This window comes from Planomonospora parontospora, assembly GCA_014647935.1.
Lineage (GTDB): Bacteria > Actinomycetota > Actinomycetes > Streptosporangiales > Streptosporangiaceae > Planomonospora > Planomonospora parontospora.
This window is the reverse complement of sequence record BMQD01000013.1, coordinates 203593-227324: the sequence shown is the minus strand read 5'-3', so window position 1 is coordinate 227324 and position 23732 is coordinate 203593. Positions and strand designations below refer to the sequence as shown.

27 protein-coding genes are annotated in these 23732 nt (G+C 74.1%); 16 read left to right on the top strand and 11 right to left on the bottom strand.

Going from position 1 to position 23732, the window contains the following annotated elements; genetic code table 11:
- Positions 1-82 precede the first annotated feature (82 nt).
- Complete coding sequence (locus tag IEZ07_RS21420; protein WP_191896361.1) at positions 83-655, top strand: SseB family protein; 573 nt, start codon at positions 83-85, stop codon at positions 653-655.
- Here the strand turns inward: IEZ07_RS21420 and IEZ07_RS21415 are convergent.
- Entirely contained in the window at positions 564-1595 is a 1032-nt protein-coding gene (locus IEZ07_RS21415) for a cation:proton antiporter (RefSeq protein WP_191896360.1), read from the bottom strand. The genes IEZ07_RS21420 and IEZ07_RS21415 overlap by 92 nt on opposite strands.
- Complete coding sequence (locus tag IEZ07_RS21410) at positions 1574-2572, bottom strand: hypothetical protein (protein WP_191896359.1); 999 nt, start codon at positions 2570-2572, stop codon at positions 1574-1576. The genes IEZ07_RS21415 and IEZ07_RS21410 overlap by 22 nt, the downstream gene beginning before the upstream one ends.
- 197 nt (positions 2573-2769) lie before the next feature.
- On the opposite strand from IEZ07_RS21410, the gene IEZ07_RS21405 reads away from it, so the two are divergent.
- The gene (locus IEZ07_RS21405) at positions 2770-3591 is read left to right on the top strand and encodes a prepilin peptidase (protein ID WP_191896358.1); all 822 of its coding nucleotides are present in this window, start codon (positions 2770-2772) and stop codon (positions 3589-3591) included.
- A gap of 64 nt (positions 3592-3655) precedes the next feature.
- Here IEZ07_RS21405 and IEZ07_RS21400 read toward each other — a convergent pair whose 3' ends face one another.
- Entirely contained in the window at positions 3656-4615 is a 960-nt protein-coding gene (locus IEZ07_RS21400) for a GlxA family transcriptional regulator (RefSeq protein ID WP_191896357.1), read from the bottom strand.
- 111 nt (positions 4616-4726) lie between these two features.
- On the opposite strand from IEZ07_RS21400, the gene IEZ07_RS21395 reads away from it, so the two are divergent.
- The 3 genes from IEZ07_RS21395 (at position 4727) to IEZ07_RS21385 (ending at position 6703) form a co-directional block, all read left to right on the top strand.
- On the top strand, positions 4727-5023 hold the full coding sequence (locus tag IEZ07_RS21395; RefSeq protein ID WP_191896356.1) for a putative quinol monooxygenase: 297 nt from the start codon (positions 4727-4729) through the stop codon (positions 5021-5023).
- 237 nt (positions 5024-5260) lie between these two features.
- On the top strand, positions 5261-5896 hold the full coding sequence (locus IEZ07_RS21390) for a MepB family protein (RefSeq protein ID WP_191896355.1): 636 nt from the start codon (positions 5261-5263) through the stop codon (positions 5894-5896).
- Positions 5897-6010: 114 nt separating this feature from the next.
- Positions 6011-6703, top strand: a complete 693-nt coding sequence (locus IEZ07_RS21385; RefSeq protein ID WP_191896354.1) for a DUF998 domain-containing protein — start codon at positions 6011-6013, stop codon at positions 6701-6703.
- Here the strand turns inward: IEZ07_RS21385 and IEZ07_RS21380 are convergent.
- From IEZ07_RS21380 to IEZ07_RS21370, 3 genes are all read right to left on the bottom strand, one after another.
- Positions 6663-7226: a hypothetical protein gene (locus tag IEZ07_RS21380; RefSeq protein WP_068895766.1), complete on the bottom strand. Its 564-nt coding sequence runs from the start codon at positions 7224-7226 to the stop codon at positions 6663-6665. The genes IEZ07_RS21385 and IEZ07_RS21380 overlap by 41 nt on opposite strands.
- A gap of 58 nt (positions 7227-7284) precedes the next feature.
- Positions 7285-7554 carry an ArsR/SmtB family transcription factor gene (locus IEZ07_RS35840; protein WP_204054487.1) on the bottom strand — a complete coding sequence of 90 codons (270 nt, stop codon included), beginning with the start codon at positions 7552-7554 and terminating at the stop codon, positions 7285-7287.
- Between the two features lie 245 nt (positions 7555-7799).
- Positions 7800-8759, bottom strand: coding sequence for a serine hydrolase (locus IEZ07_RS21370; RefSeq protein WP_191896353.1), 960 nt, complete (start codon positions 8757-8759; stop codon positions 7800-7802).
- 137 nt (positions 8760-8896) lie between these two features.
- Here IEZ07_RS21370 and aroC point away from each other — a divergent pair, with 137 nt between their 5' ends.
- From aroC to IEZ07_RS21345, 5 genes are all read left to right on the top strand, one after another.
- Positions 8897-10075: a chorismate synthase gene (gene aroC / locus IEZ07_RS21365; protein WP_068895761.1), complete on the top strand. Its 1179-nt coding sequence runs from the start codon at positions 8897-8899 to the stop codon at positions 10073-10075.
- A gap of 57 nt (positions 10076-10132) precedes the next feature.
- The gene (locus IEZ07_RS21360) at positions 10133-10633 is read left to right on the top strand and encodes a shikimate kinase (protein WP_191896385.1); all 501 of its coding nucleotides are present in this window, start codon (positions 10133-10135) and stop codon (positions 10631-10633) included.
- Positions 10630-11706: a 3-dehydroquinate synthase gene (gene aroB, locus IEZ07_RS21355; RefSeq protein ID WP_068895758.1), complete on the top strand. Its 1077-nt coding sequence runs from the start codon at positions 10630-10632 to the stop codon at positions 11704-11706. The genes IEZ07_RS21360 and aroB overlap by 4 nt, the downstream gene beginning before the upstream one ends.
- A 70-nt stretch (positions 11707-11776) precedes the next feature.
- Positions 11777-12208 carry a type II 3-dehydroquinate dehydratase gene (gene aroQ / locus IEZ07_RS21350; RefSeq protein WP_068895756.1) on the top strand — a complete coding sequence of 144 codons (432 nt, stop codon included), beginning with the start codon at positions 11777-11779 and terminating at the stop codon, positions 12206-12208.
- A gap of 19 nt (positions 12209-12227) precedes the next feature.
- On the top strand, positions 12228-13025 hold the full coding sequence (locus IEZ07_RS21345; RefSeq protein ID WP_191896352.1) for an SGNH/GDSL hydrolase family protein: 798 nt from the start codon (positions 12228-12230) through the stop codon (positions 13023-13025).
- Positions 13026-13186: 161 nt separating this feature from the next.
- Here the strand turns inward: IEZ07_RS21345 and IEZ07_RS21340 are convergent, their stop codons facing one another.
- The gene (locus tag IEZ07_RS21340) at positions 13187-15154 is read right to left on the bottom strand and encodes an ATP-dependent DNA helicase (protein ID WP_068896190.1); all 1968 of its coding nucleotides are present in this window, start codon (positions 15152-15154) and stop codon (positions 13187-13189) included.
- A 486-nt stretch (positions 15155-15640) separates the two neighbouring features.
- Between IEZ07_RS21340 and IEZ07_RS21335 the strand changes: the two genes are divergently transcribed.
- Complete coding sequence (locus tag IEZ07_RS21335; RefSeq protein WP_191896351.1) at positions 15641-16966, top strand: hypothetical protein; 1326 nt, start codon at positions 15641-15643, stop codon at positions 16964-16966.
- Between the two features lie 81 nt (positions 16967-17047).
- Complete coding sequence (locus IEZ07_RS21330) at positions 17048-18631, top strand: Na+/H+ antiporter (protein WP_191896350.1); 1584 nt, start codon at positions 17048-17050, stop codon at positions 18629-18631.
- 99 nt (positions 18632-18730) lie between these two features.
- On the opposite strand, the gene IEZ07_RS21325 is transcribed toward IEZ07_RS21330, so the two are convergent.
- Together IEZ07_RS21325 and IEZ07_RS21320 are read right to left on the bottom strand one after the other, a co-directional pair.
- Positions 18731-19321 (bottom strand): helix-turn-helix domain-containing protein, encoded by a 591-nt coding sequence (locus IEZ07_RS21325; RefSeq protein WP_068895746.1) that lies wholly within the window; start codon positions 19319-19321, stop codon positions 18731-18733.
- 150 nt (positions 19322-19471) lie between these two features.
- Positions 19472-19729: a ubiquitin carboxyl-terminal hydrolase 14 gene (locus tag IEZ07_RS21320; RefSeq protein ID WP_191896349.1), complete on the bottom strand. Its 258-nt coding sequence runs from the start codon at positions 19727-19729 to the stop codon at positions 19472-19474.
- 115 nt (positions 19730-19844) lie between these two features.
- Here IEZ07_RS21320 and IEZ07_RS21315 point away from each other — a divergent pair, with 115 nt between their 5' ends.
- The 4 genes from IEZ07_RS21315 to IEZ07_RS21300 all read left to right on the top strand — a co-directional run bounded on the left by IEZ07_RS21315 (position 19845) and on the right by IEZ07_RS21300 (position 22109).
- Complete coding sequence (locus IEZ07_RS21315) at positions 19845-20243, top strand: DUF8711 family protein (RefSeq protein WP_068895742.1); 399 nt, start codon at positions 19845-19847, stop codon at positions 20241-20243.
- A gap of 81 nt (positions 20244-20324) precedes the next feature.
- A complete protein-coding gene (locus IEZ07_RS21310) occupies positions 20325-20666 on the top strand; it encodes a YidH family protein (protein ID WP_068895740.1) in 342 nt (113 codons plus the stop codon).
- Between the two features lie 24 nt (positions 20667-20690).
- Positions 20691-21071: a DUF202 domain-containing protein gene (locus IEZ07_RS21305; RefSeq protein WP_239320301.1), complete on the top strand. Its 381-nt coding sequence runs from the start codon at positions 20691-20693 to the stop codon at positions 21069-21071.
- A gap of 153 nt (positions 21072-21224) precedes the next feature.
- Positions 21225-22109, top strand: a complete 885-nt coding sequence (locus IEZ07_RS21300) for an alpha/beta fold hydrolase (RefSeq protein ID WP_191896348.1) — start codon at positions 21225-21227, stop codon at positions 22107-22109.
- Between the two features lie 75 nt (positions 22110-22184).
- Here the strand turns inward: IEZ07_RS21300 and IEZ07_RS21295 are convergent, their stop codons facing one another.
- A complete protein-coding gene (locus IEZ07_RS21295) occupies positions 22185-22481 on the bottom strand; it encodes a hypothetical protein (RefSeq protein ID WP_191896347.1) in 297 nt (98 codons plus the stop codon).
- A gap of 95 nt (positions 22482-22576) precedes the next feature.
- Entirely contained in the window at positions 22577-23692 is a 1116-nt protein-coding gene (locus IEZ07_RS21290; RefSeq protein ID WP_191896346.1) for a ferritin-like domain-containing protein, read from the bottom strand.
- Positions 23693-23732 lie beyond the last annotated feature (40 nt).

The following is a 23732-nucleotide window of genomic DNA, read 5'->3' as shown; positions in this document are numbered from 1 at the left end:
CCGGGGCGGGCGTCCCGATCCGCCCGGGACACCGGAACCGCGCGTCCCGGTCCTTATGACGCCGCCGGTAGGGTGAATGTTCGTGCCGACCATTCCGCAGCCCCTGGTCCCCGGAGACGACGGCGGCTCCGACGCCGCCGTGGCGTCCGCGCTCGCCGCCCACGCCGCGGGCACGGCCGGCGCGGCCGAGGTGATCGCCGCGCTGAGCGGCGCCCGGCTCCTGGTCCCGGTGGTCGCGCTGCTGACCTCCTCGGAGGTCGGCGAGCACGGCCTGCGGCAGGAGAAGGAGAGCGAGATGGCCCTGCCGAAGCTCGTCGGCAGGGACGGCCGGGAGGCGGTGCTCGCCTTCACCGGGGCCGAGCCGCTGCGGCTCTGGCGCCCGGACGCCCGGCCCATCCAGTCCACGACGCCCCAGGTCTGCCAGGCCGCGGTGACCGAGGGCGCCGCCGCCGTGGTGGTCGACGTCGCCGGGCCGGTGCCGTTCGTGATCGAGGGCGGCGTGCTCGCCGCGTTCGCCGCCGTGCGGTCCGGGACCCTCGATCAGCTGGGCCCCGACAGCGGGGTCACCGTGGCGCGGATGGAACAGGCCCCCGAGCCCCCCGCCCCGGCCCCCAGGCGTCGGCGGCTCGGTTGGCCGCCGCGTGGACGAGGTTGATCGTCAGGATCGCCGGAGCGACCACGGCGACGAAACCGCCGAAGTCGCGCTCGAAGACCAGGGCGAGGATCACCGCGGTGACGCCGTTCTGCTGGGCCAGCCCCAGGTGCACCCGGTCGGCCACCGGCAGGCCGTGGGTGAGCACCAGCGCCGCGACCATCTGCGCGGCGAAAGCGGCCAGGCCGAGCAGCACGCCCATGCCGAGGCTCGTGCCGCCCACCAGCAGCAGCCCCATCAGGAACGCCGAGAGCGCGAACGCGGCGCTCACCGCCCGCAGCAGCCAGCGCGAGTCCGGCAGCCGGAGATAGAGGCCCGCCGCCGCCAGGCCCAGCATGAGGGAGCTCCACGCGGCCGACACGACCGCGCCGGCCGCCGCCAGATAGCTGAGCACCGGCGGGGCGTTCCTGACCAGCCGCCACACCAGGTAGGCGACCAGCGCGAACAGCGCGTTCAGCCCCAGGTCGGCGAAGTAGGCCACCGACAGGCCGCCTCCGCCCGAGCCCCGCACCAGCGCCGCCGCGTAGACCGCCAGGATGATCGTCACCGGGTCGTCGAAGGACGACCACGCGCCGAGGATCGTCTTGGCCCGCGCGGAGAGCCGGTCGTCCTTCATCACGGAGGCGACCGAGAGCGGGTCGATCTGCGCGACCACCACCGCCATGATCAGGGCGCGCGGGTCACCCGAGACGAGGTAGACCACCCCGGCGATGAACGCCGTCTTCAGCACCACCCCGACCGTGACCGCCAGCACGATCAGCCGGGTGTGCTCCCTGGCCTCGGCCCGGTCGATGCCGTGCGTGCTGCCGTACAGGCCGATGGCCAGCAGCAGGCTGCTGAACAGCACGTAGGCGGTGGAGTGCTCGAGGCCGTCCAGCCCGCCGAGCTCGGCGGCCAGCCAGCCGGCGGCGACGACGGCGATCAGGAGCCCGATTCGGGCCAATGCTCACTCCTCGGGACGACGGACCGCAGGTGGCCCCCCGGCTTCGGGGGGCGCTCGCGCTGGTTGATCGGGGGAAGGGTGAAGTGGCCGCGGATCATGTCCACGAGCCGGGCCATCTTGTCGTCGGCGACGTCCACCTTGCGCTGGTCGAGCGTCATCCCGACCAGGTAGCGGGCCTCGTCGACCCAGTACAGGTACAGCGCGCCGCGCTCGAGGTCGAGCACGGTCCGGATGAGGGTGCCGCCCTCGATCCGCCGGAACTGGTTGTTGAGCCTGCCGGTGAGCCAGTTGAGCTGGTTGCCGGCCTTCAGGTAGAGCTCCCGGCGCTCCTCCTGGGCGGTGTCGTGGAAGAAGTGCGCCAGGTCGGCGTCGTCGAGCACGTCGGTGTAGAAGCAGCACCGCCCGCCGGCGTAGTAGGCGACGAAGTGCAGGTCGTCCTGGTCGACCATGGAGACGCAGCTGCCGAGCGCCTTCTCCACCGCCGGGCCGATGTCCGGCACGGTGCGGATCAGGATCTCCGACTCGCCGATCACCTTCCGCTTGGTGGCGGTCGGCAGCGGGCCCATCCCGGCCTCCAGGTACGGCAGGTACAGGCCCCGGTTGTACTGGACCATCAGGTAGACGCCGGTGGCGAAGGCGAAGGCGCTGACCCCTGTGGTGACGAGCCCGTGCAGCTCGCCCGGGACCGAGCCCCGCCAGAGCACCGGGCCGAACGCGGCGGCGAACCCCAGCGCGGCCTCGCCCGCGGCGGTGACCGTCAGCGCGGCCACCATCAGCACCGGGAGCCGGGCCCGGATCCGGCCGAGCACCGTGGCGATCGCGGCGAGCGTCACGATCACCCCGACGACCGTGACGGCGCGGGCGGTGTCGTACTCCTCGCCCTCGATGTACCACGCGAGGAACTCCAGCAGGACGGGCAGCAGGACCAGCGACGCGATGACGACCGGCAGCCGTGCGAAGCGGTCCCTGCTGTCCACGTGATCCGGCCCTCCCCGGGGTAGGAGTGACCTCCAGACTCCATGATCGTCGCGGCGGGCGTCAATGACCTCGAACGTCATGCGGACCGGCGGCCGGGGGCGGGCCGGTGCCCCGCGCCGCGGCCGTGCGGGGCCCGGGACGCCGGTGCGCCGGCGACCGGGGGACAGGGGGGCTCCGCCCGGACTATGGTCGGTCGGTGATCCTCGTGCCCGCACTCGCGGCCCTCGCCGGTCTGCTGATCGGACTGCGGTCCCGTGTTCTGGTGGTCCGGTACGCGGTCCCCGGAGGAGAACGGCCCGGACCGGAATCCGGAGCGGAATCCGGAGCGGAATCCGGAGCGGAATCCGGGCCGGAGCCCGGAGCCGGATCCGGGCCGGAGCCCGGCTGGGAGCCTGAGCCCGCTCACCGGTCCGGACCCGGCGGCGCCGCCCGTGCCGTACGGCCCGGCCCGCCGCCGCTGGCGGTGGAGGCGCTGACGGCGGCGGCGCTGGGGGTGCTCGCCCTGCGGGCGGTGGCGGGCGGGCCCCTCCCGGACCGGTCGGCGGCCGCCGTCGTGGCGTGGTCGGCGGAGCTGCTGGCCCTGTGCTGGCTGGCCGCGGTCTGCGTCCTGCTGGCCTTCGTCGACGCGGCCGTCCACCGGCTGCCCGACCGGTTCACCCTCGCCGCCTACCTCGGCACCGCCGTCCCGCTCACGGCGGCCGCCGCGGCCGGCGGCCGGTGGGACGACCTGGCCGGAGCGGGGCTGGGCGGCCTGGCGCTGGCCGTCTTCTACCTGGTGCTGTTCCTGGTCAACCCGGCCGGCATGGGGCTGGGCGACGTCAAACTCGCGGCGAGCCTGGGCACGGCGCTGGGCTGGTTCGGCTGGGACGTCCTGGTCGCCGGCGCCTTCCTGGGCTTCCTGGCGGGCGGCCTGTACGGCGGGGCGCTGCTGCTCGCCCGCCGCGCGAACCGCAGGAGCGAGATCCCCTTCGGCCCGTTCATGATCATCGGCACGTTCGCCGTCCTCCTGGCGGCCTGACCCGGGCCGATACCCGGGGACCGGCCGGCGCGGGTTCCACCGGACGGTCACCGCCGGTCCCGGTTCACCGGCCGCGCAGATCCGCGACCGTGCTTCCGGTACGGCGGCGCAGCAGGACGCGCAGCGTGCCCGGATGCTCGTAGCCGACCCTGCGGGCGATGGACTCCATGGACAGGTCGGTGGTGCGCAGCAGGTGGCGGGCCTGCTCGACGCGCAGATCCTGGACGAACCGTACCGGCGAGGTGCCCATGACGCGGCGTACGGCCCGCTGGAGGGTCCGCTCGCCGACACCGAGCGCACCGGCGGCGTCGGCGATGCTGAGCGGCTGGTCCAGGCGCGCGCGGATCCAGCGCTCGAAGGCGGCGACGGTCGGATCGTGCTGGGCGAGCGCGCCGGGGATGGTGTAGGCCGACTGCGACGGCCGCTCGTCGATCACCAGGTAGCGGGCGACGAGATCGGCCAGGGCGGGGCTGCTCATCCGCACGACCGCCAGGGCCAGGTCGACGTGGCCGAAGGCCGCGCCCGCCGTGATCACGCCGTCGGAGGCGGTCACCATGCGGGTCTGGTCGAGCGTGACCTTCGGATAGCGGGGCCGGAAATGCGGCGCCAGCCACCAGCTGGTGGTCGCCCGCCGCCCGTCGAGCACCCCGGACTCGGCCAGCAGGAAGGTGCCCGTGCAGGCGGAGGCGACCGAGGCGCCCCGCTGGCGGGACTCGGCCAGCAGCCGCCGCACCTCCGCCGTCGCGGGCCCGCCCGCCTCGGCGAGGAGGGCGTCGGGCCGGCGCTCGGCGAGCGCGGGCACGATCAGCAGGTCGGCCCGCCCGGCCTCGCCGACCGGCGCGCAGGACACCAGATGCCCCGCGCCGGTGCGGACCTGCCGGTCGAAGCCGACCGTGGTCACCCGCCACGCGGGCGGCGGCTGCGGGAGCTCCTCGCGCATCGAACCGGCCGCCTGCAGTACGTCCAGGATCGCCGCGAACCCGGAGTCGAACACGCCGTCGTACGCCAGCACCGCCACATCCATGACGGAAACGGTACCGGAGAAGTCGTTTCCGCCCCTGGGGTCGGGACCGGCGCGGTCTTAGGTTTCTGCTGACACCGAGATTCCTCCCGACACCGAGATGAGGAGCACCTGATGAAGATCGGACTGCTGGCCCGGATCGAGGCCAAGCCGGAGTACGCCGACAAGGTCGAGGCCCTGCTGGGCGAGGCGCTCGAACTGGCCCGCCAGGAGGACCACACCCTCACCTGGTTCGCCTTCCGGCTGGACGCGAACACTTTCGGGGTCTTCGACACCTTCGCCGACGAGGAGGGGCGCACCGCCCACCTGGAGGGCCGGATCGCCGCGGCGCTGATGGAGGCGGCGCCGACCATGCTGAGCGCGGCCCCGGACATCCGCCCGGTGGACCTGCTGGCGGTCAAGCTCCCCTGAGCCGGAAGCGGCGGGACGGGCCGGCGGACGGAAAGCCGCCCGCCGGCCCTCTCCGATCCCGTCGCCGATCTTCACGTGAAGTGCTGCCGGCAGGGCGTCCAGGTCGTCCGTCACACAACGACCTCGCACGCCCCGTCTGCGTTCCCGGACGCACCGGCAGCATTCACATCACCGCGACGGGAGCGTGGCCCTCAAACCGAACCGGCTGCCTCCACGTACCTGTGACAGGGTGGACGGATGACGACGAACCGCGCGTGCTCATCCGATCTCGAACCGTGGTCGGACACCGCTTCGGCCCACGGAGATCTCATCGCGGCGAAGGCGCTCGTCTACGACCCCTGCGGGTTCACGTGCTCGCAGCCGGTGCCCGAAGCCGAGGGCGCCGCCTACGCCGCCCACGGGTTCACCCTTGACGGCCTGTCCATCCGGTTCCGCGCAGCCAAGACGACCCCCACCAAGGCAGGCCAGTTCGTCACCGTCTGGAAGAGGTCCCCGGCCGGCCCCATCCAGCCCTTCGACGCCGCGGACCCCGTCGACCTCTTCGTCATCAGTACCCGCGACCGTCACCACTTCGGTCAGTTCGTCTTTCCCACGGACGCGCTCCGCGAACACGGTGTCGTGTCGGCGAACGGTTCCGGTGGGAAACGCGCCTTCCGCGTCTACCCGCCCTGGGTGACCACCACGAACCGCCAGGCCGGTAGCGCGCAGGCGTGGCAGGCGGACTTCTTCCTGGACCTGCACCAGGACGGGCCTTTCGACCCGGCCCGCGCCCGAGGGCTCTACCACCCGCAGGACGGCGCCGGCACGACCACGACGAGAGCCGGGCACTCTTCCCCTGCACCGCCTGCGGGCAGGTCGAGCACACGGATGTGAACGCGGCGAAACTCGCCGGTCCCGCCCGCCGGATGTCCGGAAGCGGGCGGGCGGTTCCGACGTCTCCGGTGCGGGGCGCCACGGCAGGCGCCCGCTTCCGGAGAGGAGGACCCCATGCCGTCCACCACCCGCCTGCAGGCCTGCGGCGTCGCCATCGGCCCGGTGTTCCTGGGGGTGTGGCTCGTCCAGGCGCTCACCCGCGAGGGATTCGACCCGGCCCGCCACCCGCTCAGCCTGCTGAGCCTCGGTGACCGGGGCTGGATCCAGGTCGCGAACTTCATCGCCGCGGGCCTGCTGTACCTGGGCTTCGCCGCCGGTGTACGGCGGGCGCTGCATCCCGGGCCGGGCTCCACCTGGGCCCCCGTGCTGCTGGGCCTCAGCGGGGTGGGGATGATCATGGCCGGGATCTTCCCCACCGACCCGGGGGCCGGTTTCCCGCCGGGCGCGCCCGCGGGGATGCCCGACTACACCGTGTCCGGCGTCCTGCACGAGGCGGGCTTCCTGCTGGCGTCCCTGTCGTGGACCGCGGCCTGCCTCGTGCTGGCGCGGAGCTTCGCGGCCGCCGGCCGGCGCGGCTGGCCGGCGGCGTGCCTGGCGGTCCCGGCCGGGGTCTTCGCGCTCATCGGGTGGCCCGACCCGAGCAGCCTCACCGTACGGCTGCTGATCGCGTCGGCGGTCCAGTTCGCGTTCGTGGCGGCCCTGGCGGTCCGGATCACGAGGGGCCTGCCGCGGGACCTCCGTGCCCCGCGCCGGCCGCTCTCCCCGGTCAGGCCGGGACGGCCGGGACGATCAGCTCCTCGCCGATGAGCCCGTTCAGCCGGCGGGCCTCGTCCTCGGTGAGGAGCATCAGCACCGAGGCCTGGCCGTTGTCCATGGCGTGGAAGCGGCGGCCGTCACCCTCCAGCTCGTCCATCAGGTAGGAGACGACCATCGGGTCGGCCCAGTCGTCGACGACGTCGACGGTCCAGCGCCGCCGCCGGCCGCCGGCGGTGTACTCGAGCCAGGCCTCGCCGGTGCCGAGGTCGACGTGGTCGCGCACGTCGGTCAGCGCGTCGGGGCGGCCCGCGATCAGGCAGAGCCGCCGGGTGATCTCCACGTAGGCTCCGGGACCGTGGACGCACTCGGTGTCGAAGTTCCACACGCGCTCGGAGAACCGGCGTCCCCACGGCTCGGCCTCGACCTCGATTCCCAGCACGAACAGCAGCAGGGTGAACGGCTCGCTCTCGTACGCCTCGCGGGGGAACGAGTGCAGCAGCTCCGCCACGGTCCTGCCCGGGGCGAGGCCGATCCCGACCCCGGCGAGCGCGGAGAGCTGATCTTCGAGCGTCATGCGCCGATGTTAACGGGCGGCCGGTACGTCGGAACCGTCGACCGCCCGATGCCCGCCGTCAGCCGGTCTCCGTGCCGGAGCGTTCGGCCACGTCGGTGGCGGCGGCGGCCAGGGCGAGCACGGGGAAGATCGCGTGCGCCGGCACCCGGTAGACGCCCCGCTCGGGCTGCTCGACCAGGCCGGCCGAGGCCAGCGTCTTGAGGTGGTGGTAGAGCTGGCCGGGGGAGGCCAGTCCCAGCGCGGTCTGCAGCTCGGCGATGGGCCTGGGCCCGGTGGCCAGCAGCTGCAGGATCTCGAAGCGCGCCGGGTGCCCGGCGGCGGCCAGCACGGCGGCCAGCGGCCCGGCCGGCCGCCGGAGCAGCCAGCCGGGGAAGCGGCGGATCTCCCACTCCCACTGGTAGCCGCCGAAGCGGGCCCGGCCGCCGTAGGCGAACAGGCCGGTCTCGTCGTCGGCCGCCTCCGGCTCCCGCGCCGCGGGGGCGGCGAGCCGGGCCTCCAGGGCCGCGACCCGCGCCTCGAGGTCCTGGAGTCTGTCGTCGACGCCGGTCAGCGGAACCTCACCTCACTGCTGTCTCACTTCAGCGCCGCGCGCACCTTCGCGAAGAAGGCGGGCTCGGTCGCCAGCTCCAGGATGAACTGCTGATGAGCATAGCTGCGCATCCCGGAGTACCAGGTGGCCTCCGGGAGCCGGTGCAGGACCAGGACGGTCTCGCGCGGCCTCTCGCCGGGCCGGGCGGTGTACATGGCCTCGCTGATGACGCCGGGCAGCGAACCGCCCTTGGTGCCGATCCGCAGCTCGGCCGGGTCGGCGCCGGGCCGGCGCATCGGCCACTCCAGGTGCCTGCTCGCCACCGGGTCCTTCCTGAGCCCGGCGAGCACCCGGCGCAGGACGCCGGGCTCCACACGGGTCACGGTCGCGGCCCAGGCGGCCTGCCGGGCGAAGTCCGGCAGCGCGGGCTTCACCTGCTTCCCCGCCTTGACGTACCGCTTCAGGCAGGCGTCGGCCGGCAGCGTGCAGCCGCCGAAGGCGCGCAGGATCTCGCCGTTGATCGTGCCGACGCCGGTCCGCGCGATCCTGCGCAGCTCGCCGGGGCCGAGCCGGTCGCGGAGCAGGTCGGCGGCGGCGTTGTCGCTCTCCTCGATCATGGCGGAGACGAGCTGGTCGAGTGTGACGCTCGCGCCGGGCGCCAGCCGCTCGAGCGCCCGCTCGTGGGCGCCGCCGTCGGTGCCGGGCACGTGGTAGGCGTTCCACAGGGCCACCGGGACGCGGTCGCCCGGTGCGGCCCTGCCCCGGCGGACCGCGTCGGCGTAGGCGGCGAGATGGACGATCTTGATGCTGGAGGCCACCGGGGCGAGGCGGCCGGCGTTGTGGCTGATGCCCCGGGTCACCAGCGCGACGTCGCCGGGGTGGGCCGCGATGTAGGCGAGCACGGCCTCTGCGTCCTTGAGGTCGGCGGGGGCGAGGGCGGCCGCCGGGGCGGCCGGGGCCGCGACCAGAGCGGTCGCCAGGGAGATGCTGAGGATCGCGTTCATGACTCCACGCTAACCGATAATCCGAAATTCCGGAGTATCAATTTTTCGGGAACGCGGGATGTGCGGGGAGATCCGCCGGTGTCTCACCTGTTGAGCTGCGGCCATTCCAGTGGGCGACACATGGAAGACTGGTCCCCATGTTGCGCTGGTTGACCGCCGGAGAGTCCCACGGCCCCGAACTCGTCGCGATCCTCGAAGGGCTGCCCGCCGGGGTGGAGGTGACGACGGCCGACATCGACAGGGCGCTGGCCAGGCGCCGCCTGGGCTACGGCCGCGGCGCCCGGATGAAGTTCGAGCAGGACCTGGTCACGATCGTCGGCGGCGTACGGCACGGCCGCACGCTCGGCAGCCCCGTCGCGATCCGCGTGGGCAACACCGAGTGGCCCAAGTGGGAGACCGTCATGGCCGCCGACCCGGTGGACCCGGCGGTGCTGGAGGGCCAGGCCCGCAACGCGCCGCGCTCCCGCCCCCGCCCCGGCCACGCCGACCTCGCCGGCATGCAGAAGTACGGCTTCGACGACGCCCGCCCGGTGCTCGACCGGGCCAGCGCCCGCGAGACCGCCGCCCGCGTCGCCCTCGGCCAGGTCGCCAGGGGCTTCCTCAAGCAGGCCCTCGGCGTCGACATCGTCAGCCACGTCGTCTCCATCGGCTCGGCGCAGACCACCGAGGGCGTCGTGCCGGGCCCCGGCGACATGGACGCCGTCGACGCCGACCCGGTGCGCTGCGCCGACCCGGCCGGCAGCGCCGCGATGGTCGCCGAGATCGACAGGGCCCACAAGGACGGCGACACCCTCGGCGGCGTCGTCGAGGTGCTCGCCTACGGCCTCCCGCCGGGCCTGGGCAGCTACACCCACTGGGACCGCCGCCTCGACGCCCGCCTCGCCGCCGCGCTGATGGGCATCCAGGCGATCAAGGGCGTCGCGGTCGGCGACGGCTTCGAGACCGCCCGCCGCCCCGGCTCCCGGGCCCACGACGAGATCGAGAACACCTCCGACGGCGTGCGCCGGATCACCAACCGGGCCGGCGGCGTCGAGGGCGGCATGACCAACGGCGAGGCGCTGCGCGTCAGCGCCGCGATGAAGCCGATCTCCACCGTGCCGCGCGCGCTGGCCACGATCGACGTGCTGACCGGCGAGGCCGCCCGCGCCCACCACGAGCGCTCCGACGTCTGCGCGGTCCCGGCCGCCGCGATCGTCGCCGAGGCGATGGTCGCGCTGGTCCTGGCCGACGCCGCGATCGAGAAGTTCGGCGGCGACTCCGTCGAGGAGGTCGCCCGCAACGTGTCGGGCTACCTGTCGTCACTGGTGATCAAGTAGTCGGTGGTCGGCCGGGTGACCGGACCGACCGAGCGAGAGAGCGGATCGAGGGCTGTGATGGGACCGCGCGCCGTACTGATCGGTGCTCCCGGGTCGGGCAAGTCGACCGTGGGCAGGCTGCTGGCCGAGCGGCTCGGGGTCGCCTTCCGCGACACCGACGCCGAAGTGGAGGCCGCGGCGGGCAAGCCGGTGAGCGACATCTTCGTCGAGGACGGCGAGGAGCGCTTCCGCGCGCTGGAGGCCGAGGCCGTACGGCGGGCGCTGGCCGAGCACGACGGCGTGCTCTCCCTGGGCGGCGGCGCGGTCCTGGACGAGACGACCCGCGGGCTGCTGGCCGGCCACCGCGTCGTCTACCTCGAGGTCGGCCTCTCGCAGGCGGTGAGCCGGGTGGGCCTGGGCTCGGCCCGGCCGCTGCTGGTGTTCAACCCGCGCAGCCAGCTGAAGAAGCTGATGGACGCCCGTCGCCCGGTCTACGAGGCGCTGGCGGTCGTGACGGTCGCCACGGACGAGCGCGAGCCCGCCGAGGTCGTCGACGAGATCGTGAGGGGACTGGCGTGACGATCACCAGGATCAGCGTCGGCGGGGAGTCCCCGTACGACGTCGTGGTGGGCACCGGCGTGCTCGGCGAGCTGCCCGGCCTGCTCGGGCCCCGGGTGCGCACCGTCGCGGTCGTGCACCCGGAGGGCCTGCCGGAGATCGCCCGGCCCGTCTGCGGCGCGATCGAGGCGGCCGGCTACGAGGTCGTCCGGCTCCCGGTGCCCGACGCCGAGCGGGCCAAGACGGCCGAGGTGGCCGCCGGGCTCTGGTCGGCCTTCGGCCGCCACGGCATGACCCGCTCCGACGCCGTGGTCGGCGTCGGCGGCGGAGCCACCACCGACCTGGCCGGGTTCGCCGCCGCCACCTGGCTGCGCGGCGTCAAGGTGGTGCAGGTCCCGACCACCCTGCTCGGCATGGTGGACGCCGCGGTCGGCGGCAAGACCGGCATCAACACCCCCGAGGGCAAGAACCTCGTCGGCTCCTTCCACCCGCCCGCCGGCGTCCTGTGCGACCTGGCCACGCTGGTGACCGTGCCCCGCGCCGACTACGTCGGCGGGCTCGCGGAGATCGTCAAGGGCGGCTTCATCGCCGACCCGGAGATCCTGGCGCTCATCGAGGCCGACCCCGAGGGCGCCCGCCACCCCGACGGGCGGCACACCCGCGAGCTGATCGAGCGGAAGATCCGGGTCAAGGCCCGCGTCGTCGGCGCCGACCTGCGGGAGAGCGGCCTGCGGGAGATCCTCAACTACGGCCACACGCTGGCGCACGCCATCGAGCGGGTCGAGGACTACCGGATGCGCCACGGCGAGGCCGTCGCCATCGGCATGGTCTACGCCGCCGAGCTGTCCCGCCTGGACGGCCGGATCGGGATCGACCTGGTGGACCGGACCCGCGCGATCCTGACCGCGGTCGGCCTGCCCACGGCCTACCGCCGGGAGGCCTGGCCCGAGCTCCGCGACCACATGCGGCTGGACAAGAAGAGCCGGGGCGCCACGCTGCGCTTCGTCGTCCTGGACGACCTGGCGAAGGTGTCCGCGCTGGAGGACCCGCCGGAGGCCCTGCTGGAGGCCGCCTACAACGAGATCGCCAGGTGAGCGGGGCGGCGGACCCGGCACGGCGGGCGGGGCTCCCGTCCGCGCCGCGAGTGAGGAGTGAAGAGAGCAGATGAGGACCGTCTACGTTCTCAACGGCCCCAACCTGTCGCGGCTCGGCACCCGCGAGCCGGACGTCTACGGCGCGGAGACCTTCGCCGACCTGGCCGCGCTCTGCCGGCAGACCGGCCGGGAGCTGGGCCTGTCGGTGGAGGTCAGGCAGACCGACGACGAGGCCGAGCTGGTGGGCTGGCTGCACGAGGCGGCCGACGGCAAGATCCCGGTGGTGCTGAACCCCGCGGCGTTCACCCACTACTCCTACGCGCTGCGCGACGCCATCGCCCAGCGCACCGCGCCCCTGGTCGAGGTGCACATCTCCAACCCGGCCGCCCGCGAGGAGTTCCGGCACACCTCGGTGGTCGCCGCCGTCGCCACCGGGACGATCGCCGGGTTCGGCCTCGCCTCCTACGTGCTGGCACTGCGGGCCGTCGCCGACCTGGCCTGAACGGGACCGGAGGATTCCCATGACGCGCTACAGGTCCTTCGTCGCCCTCGGCGACAGCTTCACCGAGGGCATGAACGACCCGGCCGTGCACCCCGCCGTGGACGCCTCCGGCCTGCCGGTCGAGAGCGGGCGCTTCCGCGGCTGGGCCGACCGGGTGGCCGAGCGGCTGGCCGCGCTCGACCCGGAGTTCCGCTACGCCAACCTCGCGGTGCGGGGCAAGCTCATCGACCAGGTCGTCGCCGACCAGGTGCCGGTCGCCGTCGAGATGCGCCCCGACCTGGTCAGCTTCTGCGCCGGCGGCAACGACCTGCTCCGTCCGGGCAGCGATCCGGACCGGATGGCCAAGAAGCTCGCGGGAGCCGTACGGCGGCTGCGGGACACCGGGGCCGAGGTGCTGCTGTTCACCGGCGTCGACCCCCGCGACACCCCGCTGATGCGCCGCGCCCGCGGCACCTTCGCGGTCTTCTACCTGCACGTCCGCTCCATCGCCGACCTGTACGGCTGCCACCTGGTCGACCAGTGGTCGATGCAGGGCCTGCGGGACTGGCGGGCGTGGAGCGACGACCGCCTGCACATGAACGCGGAGGGCCACCGGATGGTGGCCGCCAAGGTGTGCGAGGTGCTCGGCGTGCCCTGCGACGACGACTGGCGGTTCACCTGGCCGCCCCGGGAGAACGTCGACCCCCGGGCCAAGCGCCGCGAGGACGTCCAGTGGGTCCGCACCCACCTCGGCCCGTGGGTGCTGCGCCGCCTGCGCGGCCGTTCCTCCGGCGACGACCTCGACCCCAAGCGGCCGGACCTTAAGCCCTTCGCCTGACGGCCGGCGCCCCGGCCGCGGAGGACGACCGGAGAAGGCCGGGGCCGGGCGGCGGAGTGCCGTACAGCGGCTCGCGGTGGCTCGCGGTGGCTCGCGGCGGGGCCGGGACGCGGAGGAGCGGCGGGACCCGCCGCGGGCGGACGACGGGATCCGCGGCGGGGTCAGGACGCGGACAGGCGGCGGAGCGCCTCGCGGACCTTGGCCGGGTCGTTCGTGGGCCAGAAGGGCGGCAGGGAGGCGCGCAGGAAGCCGGCGTAGCGGGCGGTGGCCAGCCGGGGATCGAGGACCGCGACCACACCCTTGTCGTGCTGGCTGCGCAGCAGGCGGCCGGCGCCCTGGGCGAGCAGCAGGGCGGCGTGCGTGGCGGCGACCGACATGAAGCCGTTGCCGCCCTTGGCCGCGACGTGGCGCTGCCGGGCGGAGCTCAGCGGGTCGTCGGGCCGGGGGAAGGGGATGCGGTCGATGATGACCAGCCGGAGCGACGGGCCGGGCACGTCCACGCCCTGCCAGAGCGAGAGCGTGCCGAACAGGCAGGTCGGCTCGTCTTCGGCGAACCGTTTGACCAGCTGCATCGTGGAGTCGTCGCCCTGGCAGAGCAGCGGCACGCTCAGCCGGTCGCGCAGCGCCTCGGTGGCGGCCTTGGCCGCGCGCATCGAGGAGAACAGGCCGAGGGTCCGGCCCCCGGCCGCCTCGATCAGCTCGGTGATCTCCTCCAGGTATGCCTCCGGCAGGCCGTCGCGGCCCGGCTGGGGCAGGTGCTTGGCGACGTAGAGGATGCCGCTGCGGGGGTGGTCGAAGGGGGAGCCGACGTCCAGGCCGGACCAGCCGGACCGGTCGCCGTCGGCGGCGCTCAGGCCCCACTGGCGGGCCAGGCCGTCGAAGGCGCCGCCCAGGGCGAGGGTGGCGGAGGTCAGCACCACCGTGCGGTCGCCGAACAGCTTGTCGCGGAGCATCCCGGCGACGGTCAGCGGGGCGATCCGCAGGGTCGGGGGACGGCGGTCGGTGGCCCCGTCCAGCCAGACCACCTCGGCCCGGTCGACCTCCTCGGCGTGGCCGAAGGCGTCCAGCATGCGCTGGGCGGTGTCGTGGACCTCGTCCAGCGCGGTGAAGGCCGCCTTGCGCAGCCCGGCGCTCTCCGGGTCGTCCTTGTCGCTCGCGCCGCGCGGGCCCAGCGCGGTGACGCAGGCCGACGCCGCGTCGCGGATCAGGGCGAGCGTCAGGCCGAGCACCTGGGGCAGCTCGTCGAGCCGTCCGGGCGGCGCGACCGCGAGCAGGGCCTTGAGGTCCTCTCCCGCCTGCAGGAGCCGGTCGGCGATGCCCTGCTCGACCAGCCGCCCGACCCGCCGCACGGCCAGCGAGACGGTGTTCTCCGACAGCTCGCCGGTGACCACGGAGGTGACCCGGTCGACCAGCTCGTGGGCCTCGTCGACCACGACGACGTCGTGCTCGGGCAGGAGCGGGATGTCCTCCATGGCGTCGATGGCCAGCAGCGCGTGGTTGGTCACCACGACGTTCGACTCGGCGGCGCGGGCGCGGGCCAGCTCGGCGAAGCACTCCGTGCCGCTGGGGCAGCGCTGCGCGCCCAGGCACTCCCGGGAGCTCACCGAGAACTGCCGCCAGGCCTGCTCGTTGACGCCGGGGACCAGCTCGTCGCGGTCGCCGGTCTCGGTCTCGTTCGCCCAGTCCTGGATGCGCTGGACCATCCGTCCGGTCAGGCTCACCTCACCGGGGTCGAAGAGCTGGTCCTGCTCGTCGTCGGGCCAGCCCGCGCTCGCCTTGTAGCGGCACAGGTAGTTGCGGCGGCCCTTGAGGATCGCGAACGTGGGCTCGGCGGGCAGCAGCGGGGCGAGCGCCTCGGCCAGGCGGGGCAGGTCGCGGTCCACGAGCTGGCGCTGCAGGGCGATCGTCGCGGTGGAGACGACGACGGCGCCCTCGGAGGTCATCGCGTGCCGGATCGAGGGGATCAGGTAGGCGAGGGACTTGCCGGTGCCGGTGCCGGCCTGGACGGCCAGGTGGTCGCCGGAGTCGACGGCCCGCTGGACGGCCCGGGCCATCGCGAGCTGGCCGGGGCGCTCGACCCCGCCCACGGCCTTGACCGCCAGGGCGAGCAACTCCTCGACCGGGGGCAGGTCGGCGCCCGCGGGGGCCTTCGGGCTCTTCGAACCCTTGGGAGCCCTCGAGTCCTTGGGAGCCTTCGAGGTCTTCGCGTCCGAGGTCCCGGAGCGGCGTTCCGCACGGACTCCCGCGGAGTTCTCGGCAGGGCTCTCGTCCGGGTTTCCGGCGGGGCGCGGGGAAGGGCTCGAGGCGGGGCTCTCAGTGGGGCTCTCGGCGGGGCTGAGGGAGTCGGTCGGCACGACAGCCAACCGTACCCGCTCGCTCCGACAACCGGGCCTGGCTCCGGAGAGTCATCAAACGGACTCGTCCCGGCGTTCCGGACCGCGGCGTTCGTCTCGCATGGCAAACTGGCGGAACCACCGCTGCGCGTACGCGGAGGACCGGGCAGGATCGTCCTCCCGGTGTGCGCGAGGCTGGAGATGGGGATGGAAAGACGGATTCGGTAGGGTTTCCAGAGGTCGAGTGGACGAATAAAGGCTGGTTAAAGCACCATGTCATCCATGTCGGAAGTTGTCCCGTTGCCGTCGTTCGGCGAGGTGTTCTTTGACGAGCGTGGCCAGGAGCGGGTGCTCCGGGTCACCTGGCACGACGGCACGCTGGTGCTGAGCCTCTGGCGCGGCGAGATGTGCACCGCCAGTTTCCGCATGCCCATGGACGACGTGGCACGCTTGGTGGACACCCTCGACGAGGGGTTCGTCGAGGCCGGGGGCCGCTATCCCGACGAGGTCGGCGAGGACGTCCCGGCGGGGGGCCACCCGGAGCACGCCGGGCACACGGAGCTCCCCGGCACCGGGCAGTACGCCCGGCCGCGCCCGGAGGACTACGCCCAGCCGGTCCCGCCGCCGCACTACGCCGACCCGGCGGTCACCCAGATGGCCCCGCCGCACTACGCCGACCCGATGGCCACCCAGGTGGCTCCGCCGGAGGAGCAGCGCCCGCCCGCGCTGGGACCCAACGACGTGCTCGTGGCGCGGGGCGCGGTCCCCCCGCCGGACGCGGCCCCGGACCGCGTCCCGGGATACGGCGCGGCCGACGTGGTGCCGCCCGAGAACATGATCGTCGGCGACTCGCTCCCCTACGGGGCGCCCCAGCCGGGCGAGCCGCCGTACCCGGGACAGCCCGACCCCTATGCGCAGCAGGTCCCGCAGCCCGACCCGTTCGCCCCGGTCTCCCGGCCGGCGACGGATCCGTTCGCGGCGCCGCCCTCCCACCGGCAGGCCGACCCCTTCGCCGCGGCCCGGCAACCCGACGTCTTCACCCCGGCGCAGCCCGACCCCTACGCGCAGGTCCCGCAGCCCGACCCCTACGCGCAGCAGGTCCCGCAGCCCGACCTGTTCACCCCGGCCCCCCAGCAGGGGGCGGATCCGTTCGCGGCGCCGCCCTCCCACCGGCAGGCCGCCGACCCCTTCGCCCCGCCCGCCGACCGGTTCCCGCCGTCGCAGCCCGACGCCTACCCCTCCCAGGGGCACTCCACCGACCCCTACGGCATCCCGCCCGTGGGACAGCAGCCCGACCCCTACGGCTACCCCGCCCCGGCCCAGCCCGATCCCTACGCGTTCGGGAACCGGCCGCAGCCCGCTCCGGAACGGCAGGCCCCGCCGGGCGGGCACCCGGCGGACCTGCGCGACCTGTACAGCACGCCGCCGGCCTACGACCAGCCGTACGAGCAACCGTACGACCCCGACGACCCGCTGAACCTGCGCGCCCAGCAGGCCGGGCAGCACGGGCAGCCGCCGGGGCCCCGCTCCTACCCGGACGCGCCGCACTCCACCGGCGAGCGGCTCCGCCCCGAGCAGGGCTACGACGACGGGCGCCGCGACTGGTGACGTGCCCCGCCTCCCGGCCCGCCACCGGCGGACGCCGGGAGGCTAGGATCCCTTCCCGGATCTTCGGACGGACGGGGTGGGATGGACCAGTCGATCGCACTGCAACTGCTGGTCGTGCCGGTCGCCGCGGTCGCGGTGGCCGCCGTGTCCAGGCGCCGGGGATGGCCCGCGCCGCTGCTGCTGGTCCTGGCCGGGCTGGTGCTCTCACCGTTCGTGCCGGAGTACGCGCTCGACCCTGAGATCGTCCTGCTGGTCTTCCTCCCGCCGCTGCTCTACTCCGCCGCGATCGACAGCTCCTACCTGGGCCTCAAGGCGGTCCGCAGGCCGGTCGCGCTGCTCTCGGTGGGGCTGGTGCTGTTCAGCACGCTGGTCATCGGCTGGGTCGTCCACCTGCTCCTGCCGGATCTGCCGCCGGCGGCGGCCTTCGCGCTCGGGGCGATCGTGGCGCCGCCCGACGCGGTCGCCGCGGTCGCGGTGGCCCGCAGGCTGGGACTGCCCCGCAAGGTGATCACCATCCTGGTGGGGGAGAGCCTGTTCAACGACGCCACCGCGCTCACCGCCTACCGGGTGGCGGTCGCCGCCGCGCTGGGACAGGGGATCACCTGGCTGGGCGCGGTCGGCCAGTTCGCCTACGCGGCGGCGGGCGGAGCGGCGATCGGCCTGGTGCTCGCGTGGCTGCTGTCGAAGATCCTCAGAGCGCTCGGAGACGCGCTCGTCGAGAACACCGTGATGCTGCTGACCCCCTTCGGGGTCTACCTCGCCGCCGAGCTCGCGCACACCTCCGGGGTGGTCGCGGTGGTGGTCGTCGGCCTCTACATCGGCCACCGCCTGCCGCGGAGCGGCTTCGGCACCCGCCTGCTGTCCGGCGCGGTCTGGAAGGTCATGGACTTCTTCCTGGAGTCGGTCGTCTTCGCGCTGATCGGCCTGCAGATGTGGCCGATCGTCACCGCGCTCGACTGGTCCGAGCCGCTGGAGCCGGTCGGTACGGCGCTGGCCGTGTTCGCCGCCGCGGTGCTGGTGCGGGGTGTCTGGGTCGTGCCCGCCACCTACCTGCCGAGGCTCCTGTTCCCGGGGGTCCGCCGCCGCGAGCCCGAGGCGCCCTCCTGGCAGCACATCACGATCGTCGGCTGGGCCGGGATGCGCGGCGTGGTCTCCCTGGCCGCGGCGTTCGCGGTCCCGGAGGACTTCCCCGGGCGGGCCACGCTGCTGTTCCTCACCTTCACGGTGGTGATCGGCACGCTCCTGCTGCAGGGGCTGTCGTTCCCCGCGCTGATCCGGCGGCTGAGGGTCTCCAACGAACAGGAGGCCTTCGCCGACGACCTGGCGGAGGCGGGCGCACAGCAGGCGGCGGCCGCGGCCGCCCTCGCCCGGCTGGACGAGCTGGTGGCGGACGGGGTCGCCGACGTCCACCGGGAGGTCGTGGAGCAGCTCAGGCTGCGCGCCGAGCGCCGTACCCTGAGCGCCTGGGAGCGCCTGGGCGGAGGCACCGGCCCGGGCGGCGAGGACACGCCCGGCACGGTCTACCGGCGGTTGCGCAGGGAGATGCTGGCCGCCGAGCGCGAGGTGTTCGTGCGCCTCCGCGACGAGCGGCGCATCGACGACGAGGTGCTCCGCCGGGTCATGCACGAGCTCGACTTCGAGGAGGCCACCCTGGAGCGGGACTGACCGCTCCGCCCCGCCGGTCCCGGCCGGTCATCCGCCCACCGGTCCCGGGCGGTCCCGGCCGGTCACCGGACCGCCCTCCGGAGCGCGGGGCGCCCGAGGTCACTCCCCGTTCCTCCGAGGGCGGGCGCGCAGGTGCGCGCGTTCGCCCTGCGCGCCGAACAGGCTGAGGAACTCGACCGGTTCGGCGTCGGCGGCGCCGAACCAGTGCGGGATGCGGGTGTCGAACTCGGCCGCCTCGCCGGGGGACAGGACCAGATCCTGCTCGCCGAGGACGACCCGGAGCCGCCCGTTGAGGACGTAGAGCCACTCGTAGCCCTCGTGGGTCTGCGGATCCGGCTCCCTACGACGGCCGTCGGCCGGGATCACGAGCTTGAACGCCTGGATGCCGCCGGTCCTGCGGGTCAGGGGCACCATGATCATGCCGTGGCGGGTGACCGGGCGCAGGTGGATGCGCGGATCTCCGGTGGGCGGCGCGCCGACGAGCTCGTCGAGCGTGACGCCGTGGGCTCTGGCCAGGGGGAGCAGGAGCTCCAGGGTCGGTCGGCGGGTGCCGGACTCCAGCCGGGAGAGGGTGCTCACCGAGATGCCGGTCGCCGCCGACAGGTCGGCCAGCGTGGTCTCGCGCTGCCGGCGCAGCGCGCGCAGCCGGGGTCCGACCGCGTCGAGCGCCTGGTCGAGGTCGTCGTCCATGTCCGCCAGCTTGCCACGGCGGCAACACCGCTTGCGTGAACGGCCTGCGGATCCGGCGGATCCCGCCGGTGGAGGGGCCGCCCGCTCCGCCGGGAAGGCCCGGCGGCGGCCGCTCGCCGGGCCCTCCACCGGGGACGGGAGGGCCCGGCCTCAGCCGACGACCTGGTCGACGTAGCACCAGCGCCAGGTCTCGCCCGGCTCGAACGAGGAGATGACCGGGTGGCCGGCCTGGTGGAAGTGGGCGGTGGCGTGCCTGCCCGGCGAGGAGTCGCAGCAGCCGACGTGGCCGCAGGACAGGCAGCGGCGCAGGTGCACCCAGCCGCTCCCGGCGGCGAGGCACTCCTCGCAGCCCCCGGGTGTGCGCGCGGGCGGGTCCTGGGTCTCGGTGAGGTGCTGGCAGGTCGGCATGGTCGTCCCCCTCGGTGGTAACACGATCATCGTACGGCCGGTGCGGCCCGCCGCACGGTGCGGTGGGCCTTCGCGGGCACGCCGCACCGTACCGCCCGTTGGGTAGAGTCAGGACATGAGAGCCCTTCCGCGACGAACCGTCTCCCTCGCCGCCTCCGCCCTGGCCGCCGCCCTCCTGACCACCGGGTGCGCCGAGATCCAGGAGGTGAGCCAGGGCGTCGACCGGGCCCAGCAGTGCATCCAGGCCGCGGGCATCGTCACCGACACCATGGCGAAGGTCGCCGGCCTGCTCAACGACCCCGCGGGCATGGAGAAGGCGCTGAACGACGGGGCCGCCAAGCTGGGCGACGTGGCCGACAAGGCCGCCAACACCTCCCTCAAGGAGGCGGCCGACGGCGTGGCGGGCAGCCTGGAGGCCATCAACGTACAGAACGCCAACGACGCGGTCGACGCGGCGCAGAAGGTCGCCGCCGACGGGGTGAAGTGGGCCGAGCAACTCACCAGCGCCTGCTGAGGCCCCCGGGCGATCCCGGCATCCCCAGGGGAGCAATCCCGGCTTCTCTAGGGGAAATGTCGTTGAAATAGCGTTGATCCCATGGAGACCCCCGGGAAGGAACCGGATCCCCGGTTCACGCTGGCCAACGAACGCACCTTCCTGACCTGGCTGAGCACGTCGCTCGCGCTGACCGCGGGCGGCGTCGCCATGGCGGCCGTCTCGCCGGACGTCTTCGTGCCCTGGATGCGGACGCTGCTCGCGGTCGTCCTGGTGTCCCTTTCGGCGCTGGCCGCGGCCATGGCCTACCCGCGCTGGCGCCGGGTCCAGCACGCCCTGCGCACCTCCGAGCCCCTCCCGCCGCCCGCCCTCGCCGCGCTGTTCGGGTACGGCGTGGCGGCCGTGGCCGTGCTCGCGCTCGTCCTGATCCTGACGGCCCGGTGAGACCGGATGCCGGGAAGGGAGAGCATGCGCCCCGCGGGACGGGGCGGTGACCGGGGCGGTGACCGGGGCGGGGGGCGGGCGGTGACCGAGCTCTGGGACGAGGGCCTGCAGAGCGAGCGGACCCGGCTGGCCTGGGTTCGCACCGCGGCCATGCTGGCCGCCGGCGGTCTGGGGATGGGCGGGATGGCCCTGCGCGCCGGAGCGTCCCCGCTGGTGGCCGCGCCCTTCGCCCTGACGGCCCTATGCGGGGCCGCGCTGCTGGCCCGCACCGGCGTGCGCTACCAGCGGGTCCAGGACGCCCTCCACGGGGGCCGCCCCCTGGACGAGCGCGCCGACGCGGTCCTGGCCTGGCTGGGCGCCCTCGCGGCGGTCGCCGCCTCCGCCGTCTTCGTCCTATCCCGGTAGGCGCCTCCCGGCTGTCCGGCGGACCCGGCCGGGACGACCGTGAGTGGATCGCGGGGCGGCACCGGACCTCCGGGCCCGCCGTACTGGAGGCCGGATCCGCCGGACGGCCGGTCCGCTGCATTGAACGGCCGGAACCGGGGCAGTGCGGACGGGATGTTCGAGGATTTCACCGACGAGCGCGTCGACGTGGGAGAGGCGGAGCTGCGGGTGCGGCACGGCGGCTCCGGGCCGCCCGTGCTGCTCCTGCACGGCCACCCCCGGACGCACGCCACCTGGCACCGCGTCGCGCCGCTGCTGGCCACCGGCTTCACCGTCGTCTGCCCCGACCTGCGCGGCTACGGGCAGTCGTCCAAACCGCCCAGCACCCCCGGCCACGAGACCTACTCCAAGCGGGCCATGGCCCGCGACTGCGTGGCGCTGATGCGCGCCCTCGGCCACGAGCGCTTCGCGGTCGCCGGGCACGACCGGGGCGCCTACGTGGCCCAGCGCCTGGCCCTGGACCACCCGTCGGCCGTGACCCGCGCCGCGGTGCTCGACGCGGTGCCGATCGGTGAGGCGCTGGCCCGCTGCGACGCGACGTTCGCGCGGCGCTGGTGGCACTGGTTCTTCCTCGGGCAGGAGGAGCAGCCCGCCGAGCGCGTGATCAACGCCGATCCCGACGCCTGGTACCGGCTGGACCCGCGGGCGATGGGCGAGGAGGCCTGCGCCGACGTGCGCCGGGCGATCCACGACCCGCGGACCGTGCACGCCATGTGCGAGGACTACCGGGCGGGGCTCGGCGTGGACCGGGCCGCCGACGACGCCGACCGCGCCGCGGGCCGCCGGATCGGCTGCCCGCTCCTCGTGCTCTGGTCGACCCGCGACGACATGGAGGACCTCTACGGCGACGTGCTCGCGGTCTGGCGGGACTGGGCCGACGACCTGCGGGGCGGTGCCGTCGAGAGCGGACACCACATGGCGGAGGAGGCCCCGGAGCAGCTCGCCGCCGAACTGCGCGCCTTCTTCGGGGAGCCCGGCCCGCCGGGATCCGCGCGGTGATCGCAGCACGCCTTCACCGGTCCGGCCCACCGGTCCGGCCGGGAGGTCCGGGCCAGGTGGGGCGGGGCGACGGGCTCAGCGGGGCAGTCGCCCGGCGGTCTCCGCGGCCAGTCGCCGGAGGACGGGAGCGAGGTCGGGGCGGTCCTGGAGCAGCTCCTCCAGCCGCGCCCGCCAGGCCCCCGCCTCGGCGGACCCCGCGTCCTCCCGCCGCTGCAGGCGCAGGCGCGTCTCGGTCAGAGCCTGCCGGTAGGCGGCGCCGAGGTGGTGCGCCACCGCGTCGGTGAGCCACCAGTAGACGTCGCAGTCCGCCGCGGCGACGAACGCGCGTGCGGCGTCCCACGCCGTGCGGGGCCGGTGTTGTACGACGGTCATGGCCGGACGGTACGCCTGATCCGGCTCTCCGGCAAGGCCGTACCGCGTCCCGGCAAGGCCGTACCGCGTCCCGGCGGGGCAGGGCGGCGGCAGGGTCAGGAGTCGGTGCCGAGGGCGACGGTCTCGGCGACCTCGGCGTGGCGTTCGGCTTCTTCGGCGGCGAAGCGCTCGGCGTCGAGCTTCTCGGCGATGTCCTCGTCCTGCCGCATCAGCGCCTCCAGGCTCTGGCCGGCCATGTCCAGCACGCCCATGTCGGCGTAGGCCTGCTGCAGGCGGGGGCTCCACAGGCCGATGTCCTTGACGCAGGGGACGATGCGGCTGAACAGCAGGGAGCGGAACAGCCTGAGGTACTCGGAGCGGTCGACGCACTCCATGGCCTCGGTCACCTCGGACCTGTTCAGGCCGAGGTTCTCCCAGGTCTCCCTGCCGCGCAGGCGGTCGCGCATCAGGTAGCAGCCCTCGATGACGAAGTCCTCGCGTTCGCGCAGCTCGCTCCCGGACAGCCCGGCGTAGTAGTCGCGCAGCGCCATGCGGCCGAAGGCGACGTGGCGGGCCTCGTCCTGCATCACGTAGGCGAGGATCTGCTTGGGCAGCGGCTTGGTGGTGATGTCGCGCATCACGCCGAAGGCGGCCAGGGCCAGGCCCTCGATGAGCACCTGCATGCCGAGGTAGGGCATGTCCCAGCGGGAGTCGCTCAGCGTGCTGTCCAGCAGCGCCTTGAGGTGCTCGTTGATCGGGTAGGCCAGGCCCACCTTCTCCTGCAGGAAGCGGGCGTAGGTCTCGGCGTGCCGGGCCTCGTCCATGGTCTGGGTGGCGGCGTAGAACTTGGAGTCGAGGTCGGGCACCGACTCGACGATCCGGGCCGAGCAGATCATCGCGCCCTGCTCGCCGTGCAGGAACTGGGAGAACTGCCAGGCCGCCCCGTGCAGGCGCACGTCCCGGCGCTGCCTTTCGCCCATCCGCTCCCAGAGCGGGGTGCCGTAGATCGCGATGGTGGTGTCGGGGATGCCGAGCACGTTGTACGGATCGACCTCCAGGCCCCAGTCGATGCGCTTGACGGAGTCCCACTGCTTGTCCTTGCCCTTCTGGTAGAGGGCGAGCATGCGGTCCCTGCCGTCGTCGTACTCCCAGGTGAAACGGGCGGCGCCGGCGGCTTCCACGTCCCACGTGGAGAGCTCGGCCGGGATCGTGTAGAGATCGTGCGTCGACATGCGGCCTCCAGAGACGTACACCGTACGTATGCTTCGAGCG

What these genes read in the sequence shown, in the direction of transcription:
- IEZ07_RS21385 (WP_191896354.1), top strand. Translation starts at nt 6,011, where the DNA reads ATGCCGTCCACCACCCGCCTGCAGGCCTGCGGCGTCGCCATCGGCCCG.
- IEZ07_RS21335 (WP_191896351.1), top strand. Translation starts at nt 15,641, where the DNA reads ATGTCGGAAGTTGTCCCGTTGCCGTCGTTCGGCGAGGTGTTCTTTGAC.
- IEZ07_RS21345 (WP_191896352.1), top strand. Translation starts at nt 12,228, where the DNA reads ATGACGCGCTACAGGTCCTTCGTCGCCCTCGGCGACAGCTTCACCGAG.
- IEZ07_RS21325 (WP_068895746.1), bottom strand. Translation starts at nt 19,321, where the DNA reads ATGGACGACGACCTCGACCAGGCGCTCGACGCGGTCGGACCCCGGCTG.
- IEZ07_RS21360 (WP_191896385.1), top strand. Translation starts at nt 10,133, where the DNA reads ATGGGACCGCGCGCCGTACTGATCGGTGCTCCCGGGTCGGGCAAGTCG.
- IEZ07_RS21315 (WP_068895742.1), top strand. Translation starts at nt 19,845, where the DNA reads ATGAGAGCCCTTCCGCGACGAACCGTCTCCCTCGCCGCCTCCGCCCTG.
- IEZ07_RS21295 (WP_191896347.1), bottom strand. Translation starts at nt 22,481, where the DNA reads ATGACCGTCGTACAACACCGGCCCCGCACGGCGTGGGACGCCGCACGC.
- IEZ07_RS21390 (WP_191896355.1), top strand. Translation starts at nt 5,261, where the DNA reads ATGACGACGAACCGCGCGTGCTCATCCGATCTCGAACCGTGGTCGGAC.
- IEZ07_RS21305 (WP_239320301.1), top strand. Translation starts at nt 20,691, where the DNA reads ATGCGCCCCGCGGGACGGGGCGGTGACCGGGGCGGTGACCGGGGCGGG.
- IEZ07_RS21290 (WP_191896346.1), bottom strand. Translation starts at nt 23,692, where the DNA reads ATGTCGACGCACGATCTCTACACGATCCCGGCCGAGCTCTCCACGTGG.
- IEZ07_RS21395 (WP_191896356.1), top strand. Translation starts at nt 4,727, where the DNA reads ATGAAGATCGGACTGCTGGCCCGGATCGAGGCCAAGCCGGAGTACGCC.
- IEZ07_RS21320 (WP_191896349.1), bottom strand. Translation starts at nt 19,729, where the DNA reads ATGCCGACCTGCCAGCACCTCACCGAGACCCAGGACCCGCCCGCGCGC.
- IEZ07_RS21330 (WP_191896350.1), top strand. Translation starts at nt 17,048, where the DNA reads ATGGACCAGTCGATCGCACTGCAACTGCTGGTCGTGCCGGTCGCCGCG.
- IEZ07_RS21310 (WP_068895740.1), top strand. Translation starts at nt 20,325, where the DNA reads ATGGAGACCCCCGGGAAGGAACCGGATCCCCGGTTCACGCTGGCCAAC.
- IEZ07_RS21300 (WP_191896348.1), top strand. Translation starts at nt 21,225, where the DNA reads ATGTTCGAGGATTTCACCGACGAGCGCGTCGACGTGGGAGAGGCGGAG.
- aroC (WP_068895761.1), top strand. Translation starts at nt 8,897, where the DNA reads ATGTTGCGCTGGTTGACCGCCGGAGAGTCCCACGGCCCCGAACTCGTC.
- IEZ07_RS21400 (WP_191896357.1), bottom strand. Translation starts at nt 4,615, where the DNA reads ATGGATGTGGCGGTGCTGGCGTACGACGGCGTGTTCGACTCCGGGTTC.
- aroQ (WP_068895756.1), top strand. Translation starts at nt 11,777, where the DNA reads ATGAGGACCGTCTACGTTCTCAACGGCCCCAACCTGTCGCGGCTCGGC.
- IEZ07_RS21380 (WP_068895766.1), bottom strand. Translation starts at nt 7,226, where the DNA reads ATGACGCTCGAAGATCAGCTCTCCGCGCTCGCCGGGGTCGGGATCGGC.
- IEZ07_RS21370 (WP_191896353.1), bottom strand. Translation starts at nt 8,759, where the DNA reads ATGAACGCGATCCTCAGCATCTCCCTGGCGACCGCTCTGGTCGCGGCC.